The 23,627-nt window shown below is 56.4% G+C and carries 19 protein-coding genes and 1 riboswitch; of the genes, 11 read left to right on the top strand and 8 right to left on the bottom strand.

Going from position 1 to position 23,627, the window contains the following annotated elements; genetic code table 11:
* Window positions 1-615: 615 nt before the first annotated feature.
* Together purH and purD are read left to right on the top strand one after the other, a co-directional pair.
* Window positions 616-2,205 carry a bifunctional phosphoribosylaminoimidazolecarboxamide formyltransferase/IMP cyclohydrolase gene (gene purH / locus M8318_RS10245; RefSeq protein ID WP_262662372.1) on the top strand — a complete coding sequence of 530 codons (1,590 nt, stop codon included), beginning with the start codon at window positions 616-618 and terminating at the stop codon, window positions 2,203-2,205.
* 15 nt (window positions 2,206-2,220) lie between these two features.
* A complete protein-coding gene (gene purD / locus M8318_RS10240; protein WP_262662371.1) occupies window positions 2,221-3,513 on the top strand; it encodes a phosphoribosylamine--glycine ligase in 1,293 nt (430 codons plus the stop codon).
* Window positions 3,514-3,554: 41 nt separating this feature from the next.
* Here the strand turns inward: purD and M8318_RS10235 are convergent, their stop codons facing one another.
* The 6 genes from M8318_RS10235 to nudC form a co-directional block, all read right to left on the bottom strand.
* Window positions 3,555-4,247, bottom strand: a complete 693-nt coding sequence (locus M8318_RS10235) for a DUF1481 domain-containing protein (RefSeq protein WP_106996059.1) — start codon at window positions 4,245-4,247, stop codon at window positions 3,555-3,557.
* Between the two features lie 11 nt (window positions 4,248-4,258).
* On the bottom strand, window positions 4,259-4,531 hold the full coding sequence (gene hupA, locus M8318_RS10230; RefSeq protein ID WP_032615913.1) for a nucleoid-associated protein HU-alpha: 273 nt from the start codon (window positions 4,529-4,531) through the stop codon (window positions 4,259-4,261).
* Window positions 4,532-4,717: 186 nt separating this feature from the next.
* The gene (locus M8318_RS10225) at window positions 4,718-5,308 is read right to left on the bottom strand and encodes a YjaG family protein (protein ID WP_106996058.1); all 591 of its coding nucleotides are present in this window, start codon (window positions 5,306-5,308) and stop codon (window positions 4,718-4,720) included.
* Between the two features lie 41 nt (window positions 5,309-5,349).
* Window positions 5,350-6,021, bottom strand: coding sequence for a deoxyribonuclease V (nfi, locus tag M8318_RS10220; RefSeq protein ID WP_262662370.1), 672 nt, complete (start codon window positions 6,019-6,021; stop codon window positions 5,350-5,352).
* 9 nt (window positions 6,022-6,030) lie between these two features.
* Window positions 6,031-7,095 (bottom strand): uroporphyrinogen decarboxylase, encoded by a 1,065-nt coding sequence (gene hemE, locus M8318_RS10215; RefSeq protein ID WP_166181244.1) that lies wholly within the window; start codon window positions 7,093-7,095, stop codon window positions 6,031-6,033.
* Window positions 7,096-7,137: 42 nt separating this feature from the next.
* Complete coding sequence (nudC, locus tag M8318_RS10210; protein ID WP_262662369.1) at window positions 7,138-7,911, bottom strand: NAD(+) diphosphatase; 774 nt, start codon at window positions 7,909-7,911, stop codon at window positions 7,138-7,140.
* A gap of 95 nt (window positions 7,912-8,006) precedes the next feature.
* On the opposite strand from nudC, the gene rsd reads away from it, so the two are divergent.
* From rsd to M8318_RS10165, 9 genes are all read left to right on the top strand, one after another.
* Window positions 8,007-8,504, top strand: coding sequence for a sigma D regulator (rsd, locus tag M8318_RS10205; RefSeq protein ID WP_262662368.1), 498 nt, complete (start codon window positions 8,007-8,009; stop codon window positions 8,502-8,504).
* A 53-nt stretch (window positions 8,505-8,557) separates the two neighbouring features.
* A riboswitch (TPP riboswitch) is annotated at window positions 8,558-8,666 on the top strand.
* 76 nt (window positions 8,667-8,742) lie between these two features.
* On the top strand, window positions 8,743-10,638 hold the full coding sequence (gene thiC, locus M8318_RS10200; protein WP_262662367.1) for a phosphomethylpyrimidine synthase ThiC: 1,896 nt from the start codon (window positions 8,743-8,745) through the stop codon (window positions 10,636-10,638).
* Window positions 10,638-11,273, top strand: a complete 636-nt coding sequence (gene thiE / locus M8318_RS10195; protein WP_262662365.1) for a thiamine phosphate synthase — start codon at window positions 10,638-10,640, stop codon at window positions 11,271-11,273. The genes thiC and thiE overlap by 1 nt, the downstream gene beginning before the upstream one ends.
* Window positions 11,266-12,021: a HesA/MoeB/ThiF family protein gene (locus M8318_RS10190; RefSeq protein WP_262662363.1), complete on the top strand. Its 756-nt coding sequence runs from the start codon at window positions 11,266-11,268 to the stop codon at window positions 12,019-12,021. The genes thiE and M8318_RS10190 overlap by 8 nt, the downstream gene beginning before the upstream one ends.
* Window positions 12,005-12,205 carry a sulfur carrier protein ThiS gene (gene thiS / locus M8318_RS10185; protein ID WP_262662362.1) on the top strand — a complete coding sequence of 67 codons (201 nt, stop codon included), beginning with the start codon at window positions 12,005-12,007 and terminating at the stop codon, window positions 12,203-12,205. Before M8318_RS10190 ends, thiS begins: the two co-directional genes overlap by 17 nt.
* 1 nt (window position 12,206) lies before the next feature.
* A complete protein-coding gene (gene thiG / locus M8318_RS10180; protein WP_262662360.1) occupies window positions 12,207-12,977 on the top strand; it encodes a thiazole synthase in 771 nt (256 codons plus the stop codon).
* The gene (gene thiH, locus M8318_RS10175) at window positions 12,974-14,107 is read left to right on the top strand and encodes a 2-iminoacetate synthase ThiH (protein ID WP_262662359.1); all 1,134 of its coding nucleotides are present in this window, start codon (window positions 12,974-12,976) and stop codon (window positions 14,105-14,107) included. Before thiG ends, thiH begins: the two co-directional genes overlap by 4 nt.
* A 291-nt stretch (window positions 14,108-14,398) precedes the next feature.
* The gene (locus M8318_RS10170) at window positions 14,399-14,704 is read left to right on the top strand and encodes a PTS sugar transporter subunit IIB (protein WP_039028885.1); all 306 of its coding nucleotides are present in this window, start codon (window positions 14,399-14,401) and stop codon (window positions 14,702-14,704) included.
* Window positions 14,705-14,707: 3 nt separating this feature from the next.
* Window positions 14,708-15,025 (top strand): PTS lactose/cellobiose transporter subunit IIA, encoded by a 318-nt coding sequence (locus M8318_RS10165; protein WP_106996047.1) that lies wholly within the window; start codon window positions 14,708-14,710, stop codon window positions 15,023-15,025.
* Window positions 15,026-15,140: 115 nt separating this feature from the next.
* On the opposite strand, the gene rpoC is transcribed toward M8318_RS10165, so the two are convergent.
* Together rpoC and rpoB are read right to left on the bottom strand one after the other, a co-directional pair.
* The gene (gene rpoC / locus M8318_RS10160; RefSeq protein WP_225759826.1) at window positions 15,141-19,364 is read right to left on the bottom strand and encodes a DNA-directed RNA polymerase subunit beta'; all 4,224 of its coding nucleotides are present in this window, start codon (window positions 19,362-19,364) and stop codon (window positions 15,141-15,143) included.
* Window positions 19,365-19,440: 76 nt separating this feature from the next.
* A complete protein-coding gene (gene rpoB, locus M8318_RS10155) occupies window positions 19,441-23,469 on the bottom strand; it encodes a DNA-directed RNA polymerase subunit beta (protein ID WP_106996045.1) in 4,029 nt (1,342 codons plus the stop codon).
* Window positions 23,470-23,627: the final 158 nt, after the last annotated feature.

Raw genomic sequence — 23,627 nt, 5'->3', positions numbered from 1 at the left:
TGTGTTAGGCCTGCCGCCAGCGTTCAATCTGAGCCATGATCAAACTCTTCAATTTAAGTTTGATGCTCGTGAATTAAACTTCGTAATGAATTACGTATGTTCACTCAGAGACTTTGGTATTCATTTAGTGTCCGAAGACATTAAGAATCCATGTCACTTTGAGTGCCCACACAGATTGTCTGATAAATTGTTAAAGAGCAGTGCAACGCGGCTTTCGCTCACCGTTGCGAGGTGGCGTATATTACGCTTTCCTCTTTCAGAGTCAAGCCTTTATTTTCGCTTTTCTCTTCAACCGACCCGGCTGTTTGTGTGAAGTGATTCACATCTGCCGTGTCGATGGAGGCGCATTATAGGGAGTTCTCCCGGGGCCGCAACCCTTAAATGACAGAAAAATGACTGACTGCTGCATTCCCCAGCAAAACCCCGCCTTATACCTGATTACTCACAGACTTATCCACAATGCGACGAAAAAGTGAAAATGTGCGAGCGTTGCGCAAACGTTTTCGTTAAAATGCTCGCGCTAAATAAAGCGGCCCCACCAGGTGTGTTAGTTGAGTTTTTATGTAGAAAACTCACCTAACGCTCTCTGTAATCGTCAAATCCAGGGGATTTACCATGCAACAACGTCGTCCAGTCCGCCGCGCTCTGCTCAGTGTTTCTGATAAAGCCGGTATCGTCGAATTCGCTCAGGCACTTTCTGCACGTGGTGTGGAGCTGCTGTCCACTGGCGGTACTGCCCGCCTGTTAGCAGAGAAAGGCCTGCCGGTAACCGAAGTGTCCGATTACACCGGTTTCCCGGAAATGATGGATGGACGTGTCAAAACCCTGCACCCGAAAGTTCACGGTGGCATCCTGGGTCGTCGCGGTCAGGATGACGGCATTATGGATCAGCACGGGATCGCGCCAATCGATATGGTTGTCGTTAACCTCTATCCATTCGCCCAGACCGTTGCCCGTGAAGGCTGCTCGCTGGAAGACGCCGTAGAGAATATCGATATCGGCGGCCCAACCATGGTGCGCTCCGCCGCCAAGAACCATAAAGATGTCGCCATCGTCGTGAAGAGCAGCGACTACGACGCCATCATTAACGAGATGGATGCCAACGAAGGCTCCCTGAATCTCGAAACCCGTTTTGACCTCGCTATTAAAGCCTTCGAACATACCGCCGCCTACGACAGCATGATTGCCAACTACTTCGGTAGCCTGGTACCTGCCTATCACGGCGAAAGCAACGAACCGTCCGGTCGCTTCTCTCGCACACTGAACCTGAACTTCATTAAGAAGCAGGATATGCGTTACGGTGAGAACAGTCACCAGCAGGCAGCCTTCTATATAGAAGAAGAAGTAAAAGAAGCCTCCGTTGCGACAGCGCAGCAGGTTCAGGGCAAAGCGCTCTCCTATAACAACATCGCGGACACCGACGCGGCGCTGGAGTGCGTGAAAGAGTTCAGCGAGCCAGCCTGCGTGATCGTCAAGCATGCGAACCCATGCGGCGTGGCGGTCAGCACCTCGATTCTGGATGCTTACGATCGCGCCTACAAAACCGACCCGACCTCTGCGTTCGGCGGCATTATCGCCTTCAACCGCGAGCTGGATGCTGAAACCGCTCAGGCAATCATCTCCCGTCAGTTCGTTGAAGTGATTATCGCCCCTTCTGCCACCGAAGAAGCCCTGAAAATCACTGCCGCGAAACAGAACGTTCGTGTGCTGACCTGCGGCCAGTGGGCGGAACGCGTTCCGGGCCTGGACTTCAAACGTGTGAACGGCGGTCTGCTGGTTCAGGATCGCGACCTGGGTATGGTGACAGAAGCCGACCTGCGCGTGGTCAGCAAGCGTCAGCCGACCGGGCAGGAACTGCGTGATGCGCTGTTCTGCTGGAAAGTGGCGAAGTTCGTGAAATCCAACGCCATCGTCTATGCGAAAGAGAACATGACTATCGGGATAGGCGCAGGCCAGATGAGCCGCGTCTACTCCGCGAAAATTGCCGGTATCAAGGCAGCCGACGAAGGGCTGGAAGTGAAAGGTTCTGCCATGGCCTCTGACGCCTTCTTCCCGTTCCGTGACGGTATCGATGCGGCGGCAGCGGTAGGCATCACCTGCGTGATCCAGCCTGGCGGTTCTATCCGCGATGACGAAGTCATTGCCGCGGCTGACGAACACGGCATCGCGATGATCTTCACCGACATGCGTCATTTCCGCCATTAATTCCCGGAGCAGAAAATGAAAGTATTAGTGATTGGTAACGGCGGGCGCGAGCACGCCCTGGCGTGGAAAGCGGCGCAGTCTCCGCAGGTAAAAACCGTCTTCGTGGCCCCGGGTAACGCCGGTACCGCGCTGGAGCCCGCCCTGCAGAACGTCGCCATCGGCGTGACCGATATCCCGGCGCTGCTGAGCTTTGCCCAGAACGAGAAGATCGACCTGACTATCGTCGGCCCGGAAGCGCCGCTGGTGATTGGCGTGGTGGATGCCTTCCGCGCTGCGGGCCTGACCATCTTCGGTCCGACCGAAGGTGCCGCCCAGCTGGAAGGCTCTAAAGCCTTCACCAAAGATTTCCTCGCGCGTCACAACATCCCGACCGCGGAATACCAGAACTTCACTGAAGTCGAGCCAGCCCTGGCTTACTTACGTGAAAAAGGCGCCCCGATTGTGATTAAAGCCGACGGTCTGGCTGCCGGTAAAGGCGTGATCGTGGCGATGACCCTCGAAGAAGCCGAAGCCGCGGTTCAGGATATGCTGGCGGGTAACGCTTTTGGCGATGCGGGCCACCGTATCGTGATCGAAGAGTTCCTCGACGGAGAAGAGGCGAGCTTTATCGTGATGGTCGACGGCGAGCACGTGCTGCCGATGGCCACCAGCCAGGACCATAAGCGCGTTGGCGATGCGGATACCGGTCCGAATACCGGTGGGATGGGGGCTTACTCCCCTGCGCCGGTGGTGACCGATGAAGTTCACCAGCGCACCATGGACCGCATCATCTGGCCAACCGTGAAAGGCATGGCGGCGGAAGGCAATACCTACACCGGCTTCCTCTATGCGGGCCTGATGATCGACAAGCAGGGCAACCCGAAGGTTATCGAGTTCAACTGCCGCTTTGGCGATCCGGAAACTCAGCCGATCATGCTGCGCATGAAATCCGATCTGGTGGATCTGTGCCTGGCGGCCTGCGAAGGCAAGCTGGACAAGAAAACCTCCGAGTGGGACGAGCGTGCATCGCTGGGCGTGGTAATTGCGGCGGGCGGTTATCCGGGCAACTACAGCACCGGGGATGAGATCCACGGTCTGCCGCTGGAGCAGGTGGAAGGCGCGAAGGTGTTCCATGCCGGCACGACGCTGTCTGATGACGATCGCGTGCTGACCAACGGGGGCCGCGTCCTGTGCGCCACCGCGCTGGGTCATACCGTCGCAGAAGCACAGCAGCGTGCCTATGCCCTGATGGCGGACATTCGCTGGAACGGCAGCTTCAGCCGTAACGATATTGGTTATCGTGCGATTGCGCGGGAGCAAGGGGAGTAACGGAGCCGTCTGTTTCCCCTCACCCTCAAGGGAGAGGGGATTTAAAAACTCTTCTCGGTTGGCTGCCAGGTACAGAAATCTTCGTTCGCCACCAGCAGCAGCTGTGATCCTTCCGGCGCTTCCAGCCACGCGACGCTCACTTCCATGGAGGAGTGGCTCTGACGGCGTCCGATATGTTCCGTCGCCCAGCTATCAAGATCCGGTTTCAGGGTCTGGCCTTCGCAGGTGGTCACTGTGCCATCGGCATGCCAGCGCCCCTGATGCAGCACTACCCGCCCCTGTCGCAGCGCGTCACTGGTCTGACGAACCTGGTCGGCACGGTAGCGGTAGAGGTCAATTTGGTCGGTAGAGAGTTGCTGCTTATGACCGCCGATTTCGCGCTGCATAAAGCTCAGCTCACCGTGGTCGTCAAAACGCACCCGCACATGCTCGGGCACCTTACTGTAGATATTCACGTCGATAAGGGTAAGCGTATCACCCTGCCAGCTGTACTCGCTGGTCGTAGTACTGCCGCTGTGCCAGGGACTAAAGGCAGAGAGCAGATGGACTTCATCGTCGGTGTCTTTACGCCAGATACGTACCGCACCCTGATTGTCAGCGTAACCGCTGGCGGTAAAAGGCGGCAGCGAGGCGTCATGGCTGCAGGCAGACAGCAAAAGTATGCCTGCCAGCGCCATTGCCTGGCGCCAGACAGACAAAAGGGGCGAAACCGCCCCCTCGATAAAACTGTTCACTGCTACGCGGCTTACTTAACTGCGTCTTTCAGTGCTTTGCCAGATACAAATGCTGGCACGTTAGCTGCAGCGATTTTGATCTCGTTACCGGTCTGCGGGTTGCGGCCAGTACGCTCAGCGCGGTGGTTCACTTTGAAGGTACCGAAACCTACCAGTTGTACAGCATCGCCTTCTTTCAGAGACTCAGTAATAGCAGCCAGGGTGGATTCCAGAGCAGCTTTAGCCTGCACTTTAGACAGATCAGCCTTGTCCGCAATTACATCAATCAGTTGAGTCTTGTTCATAAGTTATCCTTTCAATGTGTTTATCGCTTGCTAAGCATCGAGTGCGACGAAAATGCCAAAAAAGCACTCTCCTGCATACACGCACCGATAGCCACTTTTTTTCGCCCCCCAAATGTAGACCAGACGGGGGGCAGAAGGGAAGAGTACAGGTATGACAAAACAGGCGTAAAATCACGTTTTATTGTTTCACTGGTGAAGATTTATACCAATGTTACTCTCGCCAGCCTCACGCAAGTCTGCACGCAGACCTTTGATCAGCTCGATATCGCGTTCTTCGCACTCTGCCAGCAAACGGAATATTTCCCACTGAATGTCCCATTCCTGCTCAACAGCCGGGTTTAAACGCAGCTCTTCATCGGTCATTTCCCGACCTTCCTGAGTCATCTCCAGCATCGCCACTGACGTAATTGAAGCCTTACTGACTTCGATGGCATGTTCCAGCGTTTCGCCACTCAGGCGCGAATGAATCAGTTCACTTAATGCCACGCAGGCATCAATCGCCGGATAGACGCCATAGACATCGTAGTCATCAGCCGCCGGGATCGCCTCTTCCAGCTTATCGAGCTGAGAATCGAAGTTCACCTTCGCATCTTTGACCGTCAGCGTCTCCCACACCAGATCGAGAATACGGCGATACAGCTGGCCGTCACCAAATTCAGTCTGCTTGCAGAACATGGCGTAGTTCGGGTACATGCGTTCGCACAGGCAGGCCATAAAGGTGACATGCTGCCAGCTTTCCAGCTTCTCGAGGCGCAGGTGAATCGGGTTTTGTAACATGATGAAGTCTCGAATCGAAAATTAGCCGCAGTTTACCTGAATCAGCGCTGAATTTCCTGCCATCGAACAAAAGCGGGACGCCCGGAAGCCACCGCATCGGCCCAGCGGGTCGGCTCGGGTAATCGATAACCTTTCATGCAGCGTTGCACCCACGCCAGGGCGGTGTCGGTACTGACGCGATGACCGGTGGCGATGAACAGCGGATTACAGCGCGCCTTGCTGCGCCAGACCCAGGCCAACTGCTCGCCTTTGTCCATCAAGGGTGCCAGCGCGCCGGGCTCTGCCGAAAGGGGTTCAAACTTACCGCAGAGGCGCTTTTTCGCCACCCCGATGGTCGGGACATCTACCAACATGCCAAAATGGCTGGCGACGCCGAGACGGCGCGGATGGGAGATCCCGTGGCCATCCACGAACAGCAGATCGGGTCTTTGCGAAAGCTGATCCCACGCCGCCAGCAGCGCGGGATATTCACGAAAAGAGAGGAAGCCGGGGATATAGGGCATGGTGGTGGCGATGCGCGCCACCTGGTACTCCACCAGCTCCAGCCCGGGCCAGGTCAGGAGCACTATCGCCGCCCGCGTCACCTCTCCACCCTGCTCAAACCCGACATCCGCCCCGGCAATCAGCGAAGGTGGGTCTTTATCCAGCCGGTCTTCACGGGAGACCGACGCAGCCAGTTTAAGTTGTTGAGCGCGAAGTGACGCAAGATCCATAACGACTCCTTACAGGTGATACTGGGCAGAAAGTCGGTGCACCGCCTCCACAAACACGCCTGCATGTTCTGGCGGTACATCCTGATGAATACCGTGCCCCAGGTTAAACACATGGCCCTCGCCCTGACCGAAGCCCGCCAGAATGGTCGCGACTTCTTCTTCAATACGGGCGGCCGGAGCATACAGCATAGACGGATCCATGTTGCCCTGCAGGGCGACTTTGTCTCCTACGCGGCGGCGCGCATCGGCAATATCGGTGGTCCAGTCGAGGCCCAGCGCATCACAACCGGTTGCTGCCAGGGCTTCCAGCCACTGACCACCGCCTTTGGTGAACAGGGTTACCGGCACTCGACGGCCTTCGTTTTCACGCAGCAGGCCATCGACGATTTTATGCATGTAGTAGAGCGAGAACTGCTGATAGTCGCGACCCGTCAGCACGCCACCCCAGGTATCGAAGATCATCACCGACTGGGCGCCCGCTTTGATCTGCGCGTTCAGGTACAGGGTGACGCTTTTCGCCAGCTTATCCAGCAGGGCATGCAGCGCCAGCGGATCGGCATACATCATCTTCTTGATGACGGTAAAGGCTTTGCTGCTGCCGCCTTCGATCATGTAGGTCGCCAGCGTCCACGGGCTGCCGGAGAAGCCGATCAGCGGTACCTCGCCTTTCAGCTCGCGACGAATGGTGCGCACCGCATTCATCACATAACCAAGCTCCTGCTCCGGATCCGGGATCGGCAAGTTGTCGATATCCGCTTTGCTCTTAATCGGCGAGCTAAAGCGCGGGCCTTCACCAGTCTCAAAGTACAGGCCCAGCCCCATGGCGTCCGGGATGGTCAGGATGTCAGAGAAGAGGATCGCCGCGTCCAGCGGATAGCGGCGCAGCGGCTGAAGCGTCACTTCACAGGCCAGCTCCGCATTTTTGCACAGCGACATAAAATCGCCCGCCTGCGCACGCGTGGCTTTGTACTCCGGCAAATAGCGGCCCGCCTGGCGCATCATCCATACCGGGGTGACATCAACGGGTTGGCGCAGCAGCGCACGCAGATAACGATCGTTCTTCAGTTCGGTCATTTTTGCAGTTCCTTAAGCGTCTTATCTCCAGTGTAACATGTCTCACACATCGTCAGCCCGACACATTGCCACCGTATCTTCTATCAGCCGGCGCGCAACGGTACCGGGCGGTGGCAGCAGCGGCAAATCGTCGTAGCGATACCAGTCGGCGGACAGCAGCTCTTTCGGGTCGATGACGATCTCGCCGCTGTCATACTCGGCCATAAAGGCGGTCATCAGCGATTGCGGGAACGGCCACGGCTGGGAGGTGACATAGCGCAGGTTCTTCACCTTGATGCCGCTCTCCTCCATCACTTCCCGCGCCACGGCCTGCTCGAGGGTTTCGCCCACTTCGACAAACCCGGCCAGCACGGTATGCACCCCGTTGCGATGACGAGTGTGTTGCGCCAGCAGGATAGAATCATCCCGACGGATGGCGACAATGATGCACGGGGCGATTTGCGGGTAATAGCGTTCGCGGCAGTGGCTGCAGAGCATCGCCCACTCGGTTTTGCTCGGGTGCATGGTGTGGCCGCAGTAGCCGCAGAATTTATGCGAGCGATAAAACTCGGCCAACTGCACGGCACGCCCCGCCAGCTGGAACAGGCCAACCTCGAGATCGAGCACCTGGCGCACCGATCCCATATCGTGACGGCGATTTTGTTGGATCAACCACACAGAATCGCCCTTCCACTCGCCAATATTTAGTGCGTGTTGCCCCGCAAGATCGAAATTATTTGCTTCGCCATAGGGTAATTCACCCCCGGGCAACCATAATTTTTGTTCATGGCTGACTAACCACCAGCCGCGATCCGATTTTTCAATTATACGATCCATATCTATTGCACAACCTTTGCTTCACAGGCATGTTGGTAACATTACTATTACATTTTGGGTGGGCAGCTTTTAATCTTAACCTTGCGGAGTCAAACATGCTAAACCAGCTAGAAAACCTGACAGAGCGCGTTGGCGGAAGTAACAAACTGGTCGATCGCTGGCTGCACGTGCGTAAACATCTGCTTGTTGCCTACTACAATCTCGTTGGCATTAAGCCTGGCAAAGAATCTTATATGCGCCTGAACGAAAAAGCGCTGGACGATTTTTGTCAGAGTCTGGTCGATTACCTTTCTAATGGGCATTTCAATATTTATGAGCGCATTATCCGTGACCTGGAAGGTGATAGCCCGCAGTTAGCCGCCACCAGACTCTATCCCCTGCTGGAAGCCAATACTCAGCAAATCATGGATTACTACGACTCCACGCTCGAAAACGCCATCGATCAGGATAACTATCTGGAATTCCAGCAGGCGCTTTCCGATATCGGCGAGGCGCTGGAGCAACGCTTTACCCTGGAAGATAATCTGATCGCCCTTGCGCTGGATCACAATCTGAAAGCGAGCAACGAAGATAACGTCGCCCGACCGGCTTGAGTTATTTCTCGTTAACGCGTAGTTTACATTCACTGCTCCCGCTGTAGGGGAGCATATTCTTGTCGGAGTGCCCAGTGCGAAAGCCGGGCTGAGACCGTTAATTCGGGATCCGCGGAACCTGATCAGGTTAAGACCTGCGAAGGGAACAAGAGTCAATTTATTGTATCGCCCCAGGGCGATCCTCTCTTGCTTCATCCGTCGTCTGACAAGCCACTTCCTGAACTTACTGGAACGAGCTATGTCTGCCACAAAAATGACCCGCCGCGAACAGCGCGCACACGCCCAACACTTTATCGACACCCTGGAAGGCACCGCTTTCCCTAACTCGAAACGCATCTATCTGACCGGTTCGCAGGATGATATCCGCGTGCCAATGCGCGAGATCCAGCTCAGCCCGACGCTGATTGGCGGCAGCAAAGAGAACCCGCAGTTTGAAGAGAACGAAGCGGTACCAGTCTACGATACCTCCGGGCCTTATGGCGATCCGGCGATTGCCATTAACGTCCAGCAGGGGCTGGCCAAGCTGCGCCAGCCGTGGATCGACGCCCGTAACGACTGCGAAGCCCTGAACGAGCAAAGCTCGGCCTATACCCGGGAGCGGCTGGCCGACGACGGTCTGGACGAGCTGCGCTTCACCGGCCTGCTGACGCCGAAGCGTGCCAGAGCGGGCAAGTGCGTGACCCAGTTGCACTACGCCCGCCAGGGGATCGTGACGCCGGAGATGGAGTTTATCGCCATCCGCGAAAACATGGGCCGCGAGCGCATTCGTGGCGAGGTGCTGCGCCACCAGCATCCGGGCGAAGGCTTTGGCGCCCGTCTGCCGGAGAACATCACCCCGGCGTTTGTCCGTGACGAAGTAGCCGCGGGCCGTGCCATTATCCCGGCCAACATCAACCACCCGGAATCGGAGCCAATGATCATCGGGCGTAACTTCCTGGTGAAGGTGAACGCCAATATCGGTAACTCGGCGGTGACCTCCTCCATCGAAGAAGAGGTGGAGAAACTGGTCTGGTCCACCCGCTGGGGTGCGGACACGGTGATGGATCTCTCCACCGGGCGCTATATTCACGAAACCCGCGAGTGGATCCTGCGTAACAGCCCGGTGCCGATCGGGACGGTGCCTATCTACCAGGCGCTGGAGAAGGTAAACGGCATTGCGGAAGATCTCACCTGGGAAGCGTTCCGCGACACCCTGCTGGAGCAGGCCGAGCAGGGCGTGGACTACTTCACCATTCATGCAGGCGTGCTGCTGCGCTACGTGCCGATGACCGCTAAACGCCTGACCGGCATCGTCTCCCGCGGCGGTTCGATCATGGCGAAATGGTGCCTTTCACATCATCAGGAGAACTTCCTGTATGAACATTTCCGCGAGATCTGCGAAATCTGCGCCGCGTATGACGTCTCCCTGTCGCTGGGCGATGGCCTGCGTCCGGGCTCCATTCGCGACGCCAACGACGAAGCGCAGTTTGCCGAACTCCATACCCTGGGCGAGCTGACCAAAATCGCCTGGGAGTATGACGTCCAGGTGATGATTGAAGGTCCGGGCCACGTACCAATGCAGATGATCCGCCGCAACATGACCGAGGAGCTGGAGCACTGCCACGAAGCGCCGTTCTACACTCTTGGGCCGTTGACCACCGATATCGCACCGGGCTATGACCACTTCACCTCCGGGATTGGCGCGGCAATGATCGGCTGGTTTGGCTGCGCCATGCTTTGCTACGTCACGCCAAAAGAGCATCTTGGCCTGCCGAACAAAGAGGACGTCAAACAGGGGCTGATTACCTACAAGATTGCCGCCCATGCCGCCGACCTGGCGAAGGGCCATCCGGGGGCGCAGATCCGCGATAACGCCATGTCGAAAGCGCGCTTCGAATTCCGCTGGGAAGATCAGTTCAACCTCGCCCTTGACCCCTTCACCGCCCGTGCCTATCACGACGAAACCCTGCCCCAGGAGTCCGGCAAAGTGGCGCACTTCTGCTCCATGTGCGGGCCGAAATTCTGCTCGATGAAAATCAGCCAGGAGGTACGGGACTACGCCGCGGCGCAGTCCATCGAAGTGGGGATGGCTGACATGTCGGAAACCTTCCGCGCCCGGGGCGGCGAGATCTACCTCAAAAAAGAGGAGGCGTAATGTATCAGCCCAACTTTCCGTCGGTGCCCTTTCGTCTCGGGCTCTATCCGGTGGTTGATAGCGTGGCGTGGATCGAACGTCTGCTTACCGCAGGCGTAAAAACGATCCAGCTGCGTATCAAAGACAAGCAGGATGATGAGGTGGAGGCCGATATCGTGGCGGCCATTGCCCTGGGGCGTCGCTACGACGCCCGCCTGTTCATCAACGACTACTGGCGGCTGGCGATCAAGCACCGGGCTTACGGTGTGCATCTGGGTCAGGAGGATCTGGAAACCACCGATCTGGCGGCCATTCGCGCCGCCGGGTTACGCCTGGGCGTCTCGACCCATGACGATATGGAGATCGCCGTGGCGCTGGCGGCGCGTCCCTCCTACATCGCTCTGGGGCACGTTTTCCCCACCCAGACCAAGCAGATGCCTTCCGCCCCTCAGGGGCTGGAACAGCTGGCCCGGCATATCGAACGGCTTGCGGATTACCCTACCGTCGCCATCGGCGGTATCAGCCTTGAACGCGCCCCGGCGGTGCTGGCGACCGGGGTGGGCAGCATTGCGGTGGTCAGCGCCATCACCCAGGCCGAGGAGTGGCAGGCGGCAACGGCACAGCTACTGCAACTGGCGGGGGTGGGCGATGAATGACCGTGACTTTATGCGCTACAGCCGTCAGATCCTGCTGGAGGATATCGCCATTGACGGGCAGCAGAAGCTGCTCGCCAGCCGGGTGTTGCTGATCGGCCTTGGCGGGCTAGGTGCCCCGGCGGCGCTGTACCTGGCCGGGGCCGGGATCGGTACCCTGGTGCTGGCCGACGATGATGAGGTGCATCTGAGTAATTTGCAGCGCCAGATTATGTTTACCACCGACGATATCGCCCAGCCGAAAGCGCAGGTGACGCAGCGCCGCCTGCAGCAACTCAATCCGGATATCCGGCTGATTGCCCTGCAGACTCGCCTGGAAGGCCAGGCCCTGCAGGAGGAGATCGCCCGCGCCGATGTGGTGCTGGACTGCACCGATAACATGGCCACCCGCCAGGCGATCAACGCCGCCTGCGTAATGCTCAACACCCCGCTCATCACCGCCAGCGCTGTCGGCTTTGGCGGGCAGATGATGGTGCTGACGCCACCCTGGACGCAGGGCTGCTACCGCTGCCTGTGGCCAGAGGACAACGAGCCGCAACGCAACTGCCGCACCGCGGGTATCGTCGGGCCGGTGGTGGGCGTGATGGGAACCTTACAGGCGCTGGAGGCGATCAAGCTGCTCAGTGGCATCGAGTCCCCGCGCAATGCGCTGCGCTTGTTTGATGCCCGGGCAGGAAGCTGGCGGCAGCTGGCCCTGCAGCGCGCCAGTGGCTGCCAGGTATGTGGAGGGCAGCATGCGGATCCTGTTTAACGATGAACCGATGCAGTGCGTGGAGGACTTAACCGTCGCCACCCTGCTCCACCAGCTGCGCCAGTTAAAACCCGGGGTCGCACTGGCCCTGAATCAACAGATCCTGCCGCGCGAGCAGTGGGATAAACAGCAGGTTCGCGAAGGCGATCAGATCCTGCTCTTTCAGGTGATTGCCGGAGGCTGAAATGTTACGCATTGCGGATAAAAGTTTTGATTCTCATTTATTTACCGGCACCGGCAAGTTCGCCTCGCCGCAGCTGATGGTGGACGCCATTCGTGAGAGCGGCAGCCAACTGGTGACCCTGGCGATGAAGCGCGTCGACCTGCGCAATCACAATGACGCCATTCTGGCCCCGCTGCTGGCGGCAGGCGTCACTCTGCTGCCCAACACCTCCGGGGCCAAAACCGCGGAGGAAGCCGTGTTCGCCGCCCGGCTGGCGCGCGAGGCGCTGGGGACGCACTGGCTCAAGCTGGAGATCCACCCCGATGCCCGCTGGTTGCTGCCCGATCCCATCGAGACGTTAAAAGCGGCAGAGATGCTGGTCAAAGAGGGGTTCACGGTGCTGCCCTACTGCGGGGCCGATCCGGTGCTGTGCAAACGGCTCGAAGAGGCGGGCTGCGCGGCGGTGATGCCCCTCGGGGCGCCGATTGGTTCCAACCAGGGGCTGGAGACCCGTGCGATGCTGGAGATCATCATTCAACAGGCGACCGTGCCGGTAGTGGTGGATGCCGGGATCGGCGTGCCCAGCCATGCCGCGCAGGCGCTGGAGATGGGGGCCGATGCGGTGCTGGTTAACACCGCCATTGCGGTTGCGGACGATCCGGTGAGGATGGCCCGGGCGTTTCGTCTGGCGGTGGAGGCCGGCGTATTGGCCCGCCAGTCAGGCCCCGGCTCCCGCAGCCCTGAAGCTCAGGCCACCAGCCCGTTAACCGGATTTCTGGAGGCCTTCTCATGAACACCTTTACCGATCGCTGGCGCCAGCTCAACTGGGACGATATTCGCCTGCGTATCAACAGCAAAACCCCGGCGGACGTTGAGCGCGCCCTGAATGCCCGGCAGCCGACGCGCGAGGACATGATGGCCCTGCTCTCTCCCGCCGCCAGCGCGTATCTGGAGCCAATGGCCCAGCGTGCCCAGCGCCTGACCCGCCAGCGTTTTGGCAATACGGTGAGCTTTTATGTCCCGCTCTATCTCTCCAACCTGTGCGCCAACGACTGCACCTACTGCGGCTTCTCAATGAGTAATCACATCAAGCGCAAAACGCTGGATGAAAATGAGATTGCCCGGGAGTGTGCCGCGATCCGCGAGATGGGCTTTGAGCATCTGCTGCTGGTTACCGGCGAACACCAGACTAAGGTCGGAATGGACTATTTTCGTCGCCATCTCCCGGCCATTCGCCGCCAGTTCGCCTCGTTGCAGATGGAGGTTCAACCCCTGTCAGAGCCTGAGTATGGCGAGCTGAAAACGCTGGGGCTGGATGGGGTGCTGGTCTATCAGGAGACCTACCACGAAACGGTGTATGCTCAGCACCACCTGAAAGGCAAAAAGCAGGACTTCTTCTGGCGGCTGGAGACCCCGGATCGGCTGGGCCGCGCCGGGATCGACAAGATCGGTCTCGGGGCATTAACCGGGCTCTCCGACAGCTGGCGGGTCGACAACTTTATGGTGGCGGAACATCTCCTGTGGTTGCAGCAACACTACTGGCAAAGCCGGTACTCGATCTCCTTTCCCCGACTGCGCCCTTGTGCCGGGGGGATCCAGCCCGCGTCGATCATGGATGAACGTCAGCTGGTGCAGACCATCTGCGCGTTTCGTCTGCTGGCACCCGAGGCGGAGCTGTCCCTGTCGACCCGGGAGTCGCCTGCGTTTCGCGATCGCGTCATTCCCCTGGCGATCAACAACGTCAGCGCCTTTTCCAAAACTCAGCCCGGCGGTTATGCCGACGACCACCCCGAGCTGGAGCAGTTTGCGCCGCACGATAATCGTCGCCCGGAAGAGGTGGCCGGAGCGCTCAGCCGGCAGGGATTGCAGCCGGTATGGAAAGACTGGGATAGCTGGCTGGGACGCGCCTCGCACTCAGGCTGAAAGAGAGTGTAAGCCGATGAAGTTATTACGAGGCATCACGTCACTTCATCAACGGGCCATTGCCAGCCTGGGTATCTATTTTTTACGCTTATTACGTCAGCAGGGGATGCTGACCAGGGCGGAAAGCTTCTTCCTCGTTTCGCCCTGCCTTCCCTGCTCTGTAACAGTTGTAACCGGTTTCAGAAAATGCGGGTTTCTTTGTGATGACTCACACACAATCGCGGTAACGCGGTTGTCGAAGCGGGCTGGGCGGGATAATTATCAATAAACACATGTACATTGAGGCTGACTATGAAGAACATCGTTTTATGCTGTGCAGCGGGAATGTCCACCAGCATGCTGGTCCAACGTATGAAAGACGCCGCGCAAAAAAAAGGGGTCGAAGTAACCATTAAAGCCGTACCGGTTGCTGAGTTTAAAGATGAGATCGCTGCAGCCGACATTGTGTTGCTTGGCCCGCAGGTCAAATACGAACTCAATAATCTCCAGGCACAGGCAGAACCGCTGGGTAAAAAAGTCGCCGTTATCGACATGATGGATTACGGCATGATGAAAGGCGATGCCGTCCTCGAAAAAGCCCTCAAACTGCTGGAGTGACCCATGGACGATTTAGAAACCATCATTATGGAGCTGCTGGTGAATGCCGGCGCAGCCCGTAGCTCAGCACTAACCGCATTGCAGATGGCGCGCAAAGGCGATTTTGCCGATGCGGAAAAGGCGATGGAAGAGTCGCGCGAATTTGTTAAGCATGCGCACACCATCCAGACGAAGCTGATTGGTATGGATGAAGGCACCGGCAAACTGCCGGTTAACCTGATTACCGTTCACTCTCAGGATCACCTCATGAACGCGATGGTGATTCAGGATCTGGCGGGGGATATGATCGAGCTGTATCGCCGGTTGCCGCTGGTGAACTAACACGCCGCCCCCCGAACCGTAGGCCGGGTAAGCGCAGCGCCACCCGGCAAAAACCGCACCAGACAGGCAAAAAAAAACCCGCCGAAGCGGGTTTTTTTATGGGCTGACGTAACGATTACTCGTTGTCAGAACCGCCCAGGCCTGCGTTCAGCAGCTCTGCCAGGCTGGCAGATGCATCTTCAGCAGTCACCTGTGGTGCAGCAGGGATTTCGCCCGCTGCGCGACGGCGCATACGATCCTGGTGGTACGCATAACCGGTACCGGCCGGGATCAGACGACCCACGATAACGTTCTCTTTCAGACCGCGCAGTTCGTCGCGTTTGCCCGCAACAGCTGCTTCGGTAAGCACACGAGTGGTCTCCTGGAACGATGCCGCGGAGATGAAGGACTCGGTTGCCAGAGACGCTTTGGTGATACCCAGCAGGTCACGTGCGAAGGTCGCACTGAGCTTGCCATTCGACTCCAGATCGCGGTTAGCAATCTTGACGCGAGAGTATTCAACCTGCTCACCTTCGAGGAAGTCGGAGCTACCGGCATTCACGATGGTGGCTTTACGCAGCATCTGACGAACGATAACTTCGATGTGCTTATCGTTGATCTTAACGCCTTGCAGACGGTAAACGTCCTGTACTTCGTTGGTGATGTAACGCGTTACCGCGTGGACGCCACGAAGACGCAGAATGTCGTGCGGTGCTTCCGGACCGTCGGAAACCACGTCACCACGTTCTACACGTTCACCTTCAAACACGTTGAGCTGACGCCATTTTGGAATCATCTCTTCGTACGGATCGCTGCCATCCAGCGGCGTGATCACCAGACGGCGCTTCCCTTTGGTCTCTTTACCGAAGGAAATGATACCGCTGATTTCAGCCAGGATTGCCGGCTCTTTCGGACGACGTGCTTCGAACAGATCCGCAACGCGTGGCAGACCACCGGTGATATCTTTGGTACCGCTGGATTCCTGAGGAATACGCGCCAGAGCATCACCCGCACCGATCTGAATACCATCTTCCAGCTGAACAATCGCTTTACCTGGCAGGAAGTACTGAGCCGGCATATCGGTGCCCGGGATCAGAACGTCGTTGCCGTTAGCATCAACGATTTTCAGTGCTGGACGCAGATCTTTACCACCCGCGGTACGTTCTGCAGAATCCAGAACCACCAGGGAAGAGAGACCGGTCAGGTCGTCGGTCTGACGAGTAATCGTCTGGCCGTCGATCATATCGGTGAAGCGGATGAAACCAGCCACTTCGGTGATAACTGGCATGGTGTGCGGATCCCAGTTTGCTACGGTTTCGCCGCCTGCAACCTGCTCACCATCACCTTTGCCCATTACCGCGCCGTAAGGCACTTTATAGCTCTCTTTGGTACGACCGAATTCGTCGATCAGCTTCAGCTCGGTGTTACGAGACGTCACAACCAGCTTACCGGCAGAGTTAACAACCGACTTCGCGTTGCTGAGCTTGATGCTACCTTTGTTCTTCACCTGGATGCTGGATTCAGCAGCCGCACGAGATGCCGCACCACCGATGTGGAACGTACGCATCGTCAGCTGTGTACCCGGCTCACCGATGGACTGTGCCGCGATAACACCGATCGCTTCACCTTTGTTGATGATGTGGCCACGCGCCAGGTCACGACCATAGCAGTGCGCACAAACACCAAAGTCGGTGTCACAAGATACAACGGAACGTACCTTCACGGAGTCAACAGAGTTCGCTTCCAGCAGGTCACACCAGTGCTCGTGCAGCAGCGTGTTGCGTGGAACCAGAATGTCTGCGGTGCCCGGCTTCAGAATGTCTTCAGCAGTCACACGACCCAGAACGCGATCGCGCAGTGGCTCTTTAACATCACCACCCTCGATAACCGGGGTCATGGTGATACCTTCGAGGGTGCCACAATCGTCTTCGGTCACAACCAGATCCTGCGCAACGTCTACCAGACGACGCGTTAGATAACCGGAGTTCGCAGTTTTCAGTGCGGTATCCGCCAGACCTTTACGCGCACCGTGAGTAGAGATGAAGTACTGGAGTACGTTCAGACCTTCACGGAAGTTCGCGGTGATTGGCGTTTCGATGATGGAGCCATCTGGCTTCGCCATCAGACCACGCATACCTGCCAGCTGACGAATCTGCGCTGCAGAACCACGCGCACCGGAGTCGGCCATCATGTAAATGCTGTTGAAGGAAACCTGCTGCTCTTCGACGCCGTCACGGTTAATAACGGTTTCGGTCTGCAGGTTGTCCATCATCGCTTTGGATACACGATCGTTCGCCGCTGCCCAGATATCGATAACTTTGTTATAGCGTTCGCCCGCGGTAACCAGACCAGACTGGAACTGCTCCTGGATCTCAGCAACTTCGGCTTCCGCTTCAGAGATGATCTCGTATTTCTTCTCTGGGATGACCATGTCATCGATACCAACAGAGGCACCTGAACGCGCTGCATAAGCAAAGCCGGTGTACATTGTCTGGTCAGCGAAGATAACGGTCGGCTTCAGGCCCAGGATGCGGTAACAGGTGTTCAGCATCTTGGAGATCGCTTTCTTGCCCAGCGCCTGGTTGACGATGGAGAAAGGCAGACCTTTCGGTACGATCATCCACAGAATCGCACGGCCAACGGTCGTGTCGATCAGACTGGTTTTCGCAACGAGTTCGCCGTTTTCAGCTTTTTCATACTCGGTGATACGCACTTTTACACGCGCATGCAGAGAGGCCAGGCCAGCGCGATAAATACGCTCAGCTTCTTTAGGGCCAGTCAGCACCATGCCTTCGCCTTTGGCGTTAACACAGTCACGGGTCATGTAGTACAGACCCAGTACAACGTCCTGAGAAGGAACGATAATTGGTTCACCGTTCGCTGGGGACAGGATGTTGTTGGTAGACATCATCAGCGCACGCGCTTCGAGCTGGGCTTCCAGCGTCAGCGGTACGTGTACTGCCATCTGGTCACCATCGAAGTCGGCGTTGTATGCCGCACAGACCAGCGGGTGCAGCTGGATAGCTTTACCTTCGATCAGTACTGGCTCAAAGGCCTGGATACCCAGACGGTGCAGGGTTGGTGCACGGTTCAGCAGTACCGGGTGTTCGCGGATAACTTCGTCCAGGATATCCCAAACGACAGCTTCTTCACGCTCAACCATTTTCTTCGCGGCTTTGATGGTGGTGGCCAGGCCACGCAGTTCCAGCTTGCCGTAAATGAACGGTTTGAACAGCTCCAGTGCCATTTTCTTCGGCAGACCGCACTGATGCAGACGCAGGTATGGACCTACGGTGATTACAGAACGACCGGAGTAGTCAACACGCTTACCGAGCAGGTTCTGACGGAAACGACCCTGTTTACCTTTGATCATGTCGGCCAAAGATTTCAGAGGACGCTTGTTAGAACCGGTGATCGCACGACCGCGACGACCGTTATCCAGCAGGGCATCTACCGCTTCCTGCAGCATACGTTTTTCGTTGCGTACGATGATATCTGGCGCAGCCAGATCCAGCAGACGCTTCAGACGGTTGTTACGGTTAATGACGCGACGATACAGATCGTTCAGGTCAGATGTCGCGAAACGACCACCATCCAGCGGTACCAGCGGACGCAGATCTGGCGGCAGAACCGGCAGAACGGTCAGGATCATCCACTCTGGTTTGTTACCAGACTGAACGAACGCTTCCAGCAGTTTGATACGCTTGGTCAGCTTTTTACGCTTGGTTTCGGAGTTGGTTTCGTTCAGCTCTTCACGCAGAGTTTCACACTCTTGCTCCAGATCCATGCTCTTCAGCAGGGCCTGGATCGCTTCCGCACCCATCTTCGCGTCGAATTCGTCACCGAACTCTTCCAGCGCGTCGAGATACTGTTCTTCGGTCAGGATCTGGTTACGTTCCAGATTGGTCATGCCGCCTTCGATAACGACATAAGATTCGAAGTACAGTACACGTTCGATATCGCGCAGCGGCATATCCAGCAGCAGACCGATACGGGACGGCAGAGATTTCAGGAACCAGATGTGGGCAGTCGGAGACGCCAGCTCGATGTGGCCCATGCGCTCACGACGCACTTTAGTTTGGGTCACTTCAACGCCGCACTTCTCACAGATCACACCACGGTGTTTCAGGCGCTTGTACTTACCGCACAGGCACTCATAATCTTTTACTGGCCCGAAAATACGCGCACAGAAAAGGCCGTCACGCTCAGGTTTGAACGTACGGTAGTTGATGGTTTCTGGCTTTTTAACTTCACCAAAAGACCATGAACGGATCATGTCTGGCGAGGCCAGAGCAATTTTGATCGCATCAAACTCTTCGGTTTTAGTTTGCGCTTTCAGAAACTTTAATAAGTCTTTCACGGATTTGCTCCCGTCGGAGTTAGCACAATCTGGTGCCGGATACTACTCCGGCACCAGTGACCTGTTTGAGCGAGAGTTACTCGTCTTCCAGTTCGATGTTGATACCCAGCGAACGAATCTCTTTCAACAGTACGTTGAAGGACTCTGGCATGCCCGGTTCCATCTGATGGTTGCCGTCCACGATGTTTTTATACATCTTGGTACGACCGTTCACGTCATCAGACTTAACGGTGAGCATTTCCTGCAGGGTGTATGCTGCGCCATATGCTTCAAGCGCCCACACTTCCATCTCCCCGAAGCGCTGACCACCGAACTGCGCCTTACCACCCAGCGGCTGCTGAGTAACCAGGCTGTAAGAACCGGTAGAACGCGCGTGCATCTTGTCATCAACCAGGTGGTTCAGTTTCAGCATGTACATGTAACCCACGGTTACCTGGCGCTCGAACTGCTCACCGGTACGACCGTCGAACAGTGTGATCTGACCAGAACTTGGCAGGCCACCCAGCTGTAACAGTTCCTTGATTTCAGACTCTTTCGCACCATCGAAGACTGGCGTTGCGATTGGCATACCTTTTTTCAGGTTCTCAGCCAGACGCAGCACTTCTTCATCGCTGAAGGTGTTCAGGTCGACTTTCTGACGAACATCAGTACCCAGATCGTACGCACGCTGGATGAATTCGCGCAGTTTCGCGACTTCTTCCTGCTGCTTCAGCATGGCGTTGATCTTATCGCCGATACCTTTCGCAGCCATACCCAGGTGAGTTTCGAGGATCTGACCAATGTTCATACGAGACGGTACGCCCAGCGGGTTCAGTACGATATCTACCGGCGTACCGTTAGCATCGTGCGGCATATCTTCGATCGGGTTGATCTTAGAGATAACACCCTTGTTACCGTGACGACCTGCCATCTTATCACCAGGCTGGATCTGACGTTTAACAGCCAGATAGACCTTAACAATCTTCAGCACGCCTGGTGCCAGATCGTCGCCCTGAGTGATTTTACGGCGTTTTGCTTCGAGCTTTTTCTCGAACTCGTGTTTCAGTTCGTCATACTGCTCAGCCAGCTGTTCCAGCTGATTTTGTTTCTCTTCGTCGGCCAGGCCCAGTTCCAGCCAGCGGTCGCGTGGCAGTTTGTCGAGCTTCTCAGCTTCAACACCACCGGCAACCAGCACCGCGTAGATACGACTAAACAGGCCAGCTTCGAGGATCTGCAGCTCTTCAGACAGGTCTTTCTTAGCCTGCTTCAGCTGCATCTCTTCGATTTCCAGCGCACGTTTGTCTTTTTCTACGCCATCGCGAGTAAAGACCTGAACGTCGATAACCGTACCGGAAACACCGTTCGGCACACGCAGAGAAGAGTCTTTAACGTCAGACGCTTTCTCGCCGAAGATCGCGCGCAGCAGTTTCTCTTCTGGCGTCAGCTGGGTTTCACCTTTCGGCGTAACCTTACCAACCAGAATGTCGCCGCCGGTCACTTCTGCACCGATGTAAACGATACCGGATTCATCCAGTTTGGAGAGCGCAGCTTCACCCACGTTCGGGATGTCAGCGGTGATCTCTTCTGGCCCCAGCTTGGTGTCACGAGACACACATGCCAGTTCCTGGATGTGAATAGTAGTGAAACGATCTTCCTGAACCACACGCTCGGAGACGAGGATGGAGTCTTCGAAGTTGTAACCATTCCACGGCATGAACGCTACGCGCATGTTCTGACCGAGCGCCAGTTCACCGAGGTCGGTGGACGGACCGTCAGCCAGCACGTCGCCGCGCTCAATTGGCTCACCCAGAGAAACACATGGCATCTGGTTGATACAGGTGTTCTGGTTAGAACGGGTGTACTTGGTCAGGTTGTAGATGTCGATACCCGCTTCGCCTGCATGCATCTCGTCTTCGTTAACTTTGATAACGATACGGGAAGCATCGACGTACTGAACAGTACCGCCACGTTTAGCAACTGCAGTAACACCGGAGTCAACGGCAACAGCACGTTCCATACCGGTACCAACCAGCGGCTTATCAGCGCGCAGAGTTGGAACCGCCTGACGTTGCATGTTCGCACCCATCAATGCACGGTTGGCGTCATCGTGTTCCAGGAACGGGATCAGGGACGCACCGACGGAAACCACCTGTTGAGTGGAAACGTCCATGTAGTCAACCTGGTCACGACTGAACAAGCTCGATTCACCTTTGCTACGGCAGGTTACCAGGTCTTCTTCAAAGTGGCCTTCGTCATCCAGGTTGGAGTTCGCCTGAGCGATGACGTAGTTACCTTCTTCGATAGCAGACAGGTAGTGGATTTCGTCGGTTACAACACCGTCAGTCACTTTACGATACGGGGTCTCAAGGAAACCGTATTCGTTAGTCTGTGCGTACACGGACAGAGAGTTGATCAGACCGATGTTCGGACCTTCAGGCGTTTCGATAGGACATACGCGGCCGTAGTGAGTCGGGTGTACGTCTCGAACTTCAAAGCCTGCACGTTCACGGGTCAGACCGCCTGGGCCGAGGGCAGAGATACGACGCTTGTGCGTGATCTCAGACAGCGGGTTGTTCTGGTCCATAAACTGAGACAGCTGGCTGGAACCAAAGAACTCTTTCACTGCTGCGGAGATCGGCTTGGCGTTGATCATATCCTGAGGCATCAGGGTATCCAGATCGCCAAGAGACAGACGCTCTTTCACCGCACGCTCTACACGCACGAGGCCAACGCGGAACTGGTTTTCCGCCATTTCGCCTACGGAACGGATACGACGGTTGCCGAGGTGGTCGATATCGTCCACTTCGCCTTTGCCGTTACGGATATCGATGAGCTTCTTCATCACTTCGATGATGTCTTCTTTGCTCAGGATACCGGAACCTTCGATCGCATCACGCAGCAGAGAACGGTTGAACTTCATACGACCAACCGCGGACAGATCGTAGCGGTCTTCGGAGAAGAACAGGTTCTCGAACAGGCTTTCAGCCGCTTCGCGAGTTGGTGGCTCACCAGGACGCATCATGCGGTAGATTTCTACCAGCGCGCTCAGACGATCGGTGGTCGGGTCGACGCGAATCGTTTCCGACATATATGGACCGTGGTCCAGATCGTTGGTGAACAGCGTTTCGATACGCTTGTGACCAGACTGGCTCAGCTTAGCCAGCAGATCCAGGCTCAGCTCCATGTTAGCCGGGCAGATCAGCTCGCCAGTGGATGCATCAACGTAATCTTTTGCAGCTACTTTTCCAGCAATGTATTCAACCGGGACTTCGATGTGTTTGATATCATCTTTTTCCAGCTGACGGATGTGGCGCGCGGTAATACGGCGGCCTTTTTCCACATACACTTTGCCGTCGGCTTCGATGTCGAACGACGCGGTATCACCACGCAGACGCTCAGGCACCAGCTCCATTTGCAGCTTGTTGTCGCGAATTTCAAAGACAACTTTCTCAAAGAACAGATCAAGAATCTGCTCAGTGGTGTATTGCAGAGCACGCAGAATGATGGTCGCAGGCAGTTTACGACGACGGTCGATACGGACAAACAGGTTGTCTTTCGGATCGAACTCGAAGTCCAGCCAGGAACCACGGTAAGGAATGATACGTGCGTTATACAGTACTTTACCGGATGAGTGCGTTTTACCTTTATCGCTGTCGAAGAAGACGCCCGGGCTACGGTGCAGCTGGGAAACGATAACACGCTCAGTACCGTTGATTACGAAAGTACCGTTGTCGGTCATGAGCGGAATTTCGCCCATGTAGACTTCTTGTTCTTTAATGTCTTTAACGGTGCCTTCCGGCGCTTCGCGCTCGTAGATCACCAGACGCAGCTTAACGCGCAGCGGTGCCGAGTAGGTCACGCCACGGATTTGACATTCCTGAACGTCAAATACCGGTTCGCCAAGGCGGTAGCTGACGTATTGCAGCTCGGAATTACCGCTGTAGCTCTTAATCGGGAACACGGAACGGAAGGCTGCTTCCAGACCGTACTGCCCTTCAGGATCTTGCTCGATAAACTTCTGGAACGAGTCAAGCTGGATAGAAAGGAGATATGGAATGTCCAGAACTTGTGGACGTTTACCAAAATCCTTACGAATACGTTTTTTCTCGGTATAGGAGTAAACCATAGGGTTCCTCAGCTCGCTGACAAGTCGACGCATCTGTCCATTGACGGACAGTTTGTGCAACACCATTTTGTTGATCGGAAAATCGAACACTTTCCGCAATGCCTGTTGCTATCACGCTTAAACCATTTCATTGCGATTTACCCAGAGCGAGCACCCTG

It is taken from the genome of Leclercia tamurae, from assembly GCF_025566055.1.
Lineage (GTDB): Bacteria > Pseudomonadota > Gammaproteobacteria > Enterobacterales > Enterobacteriaceae > Enterobacter > Enterobacter tamurae.
This window is presented reverse-complemented; position numbering and strand designations above follow the sequence as displayed.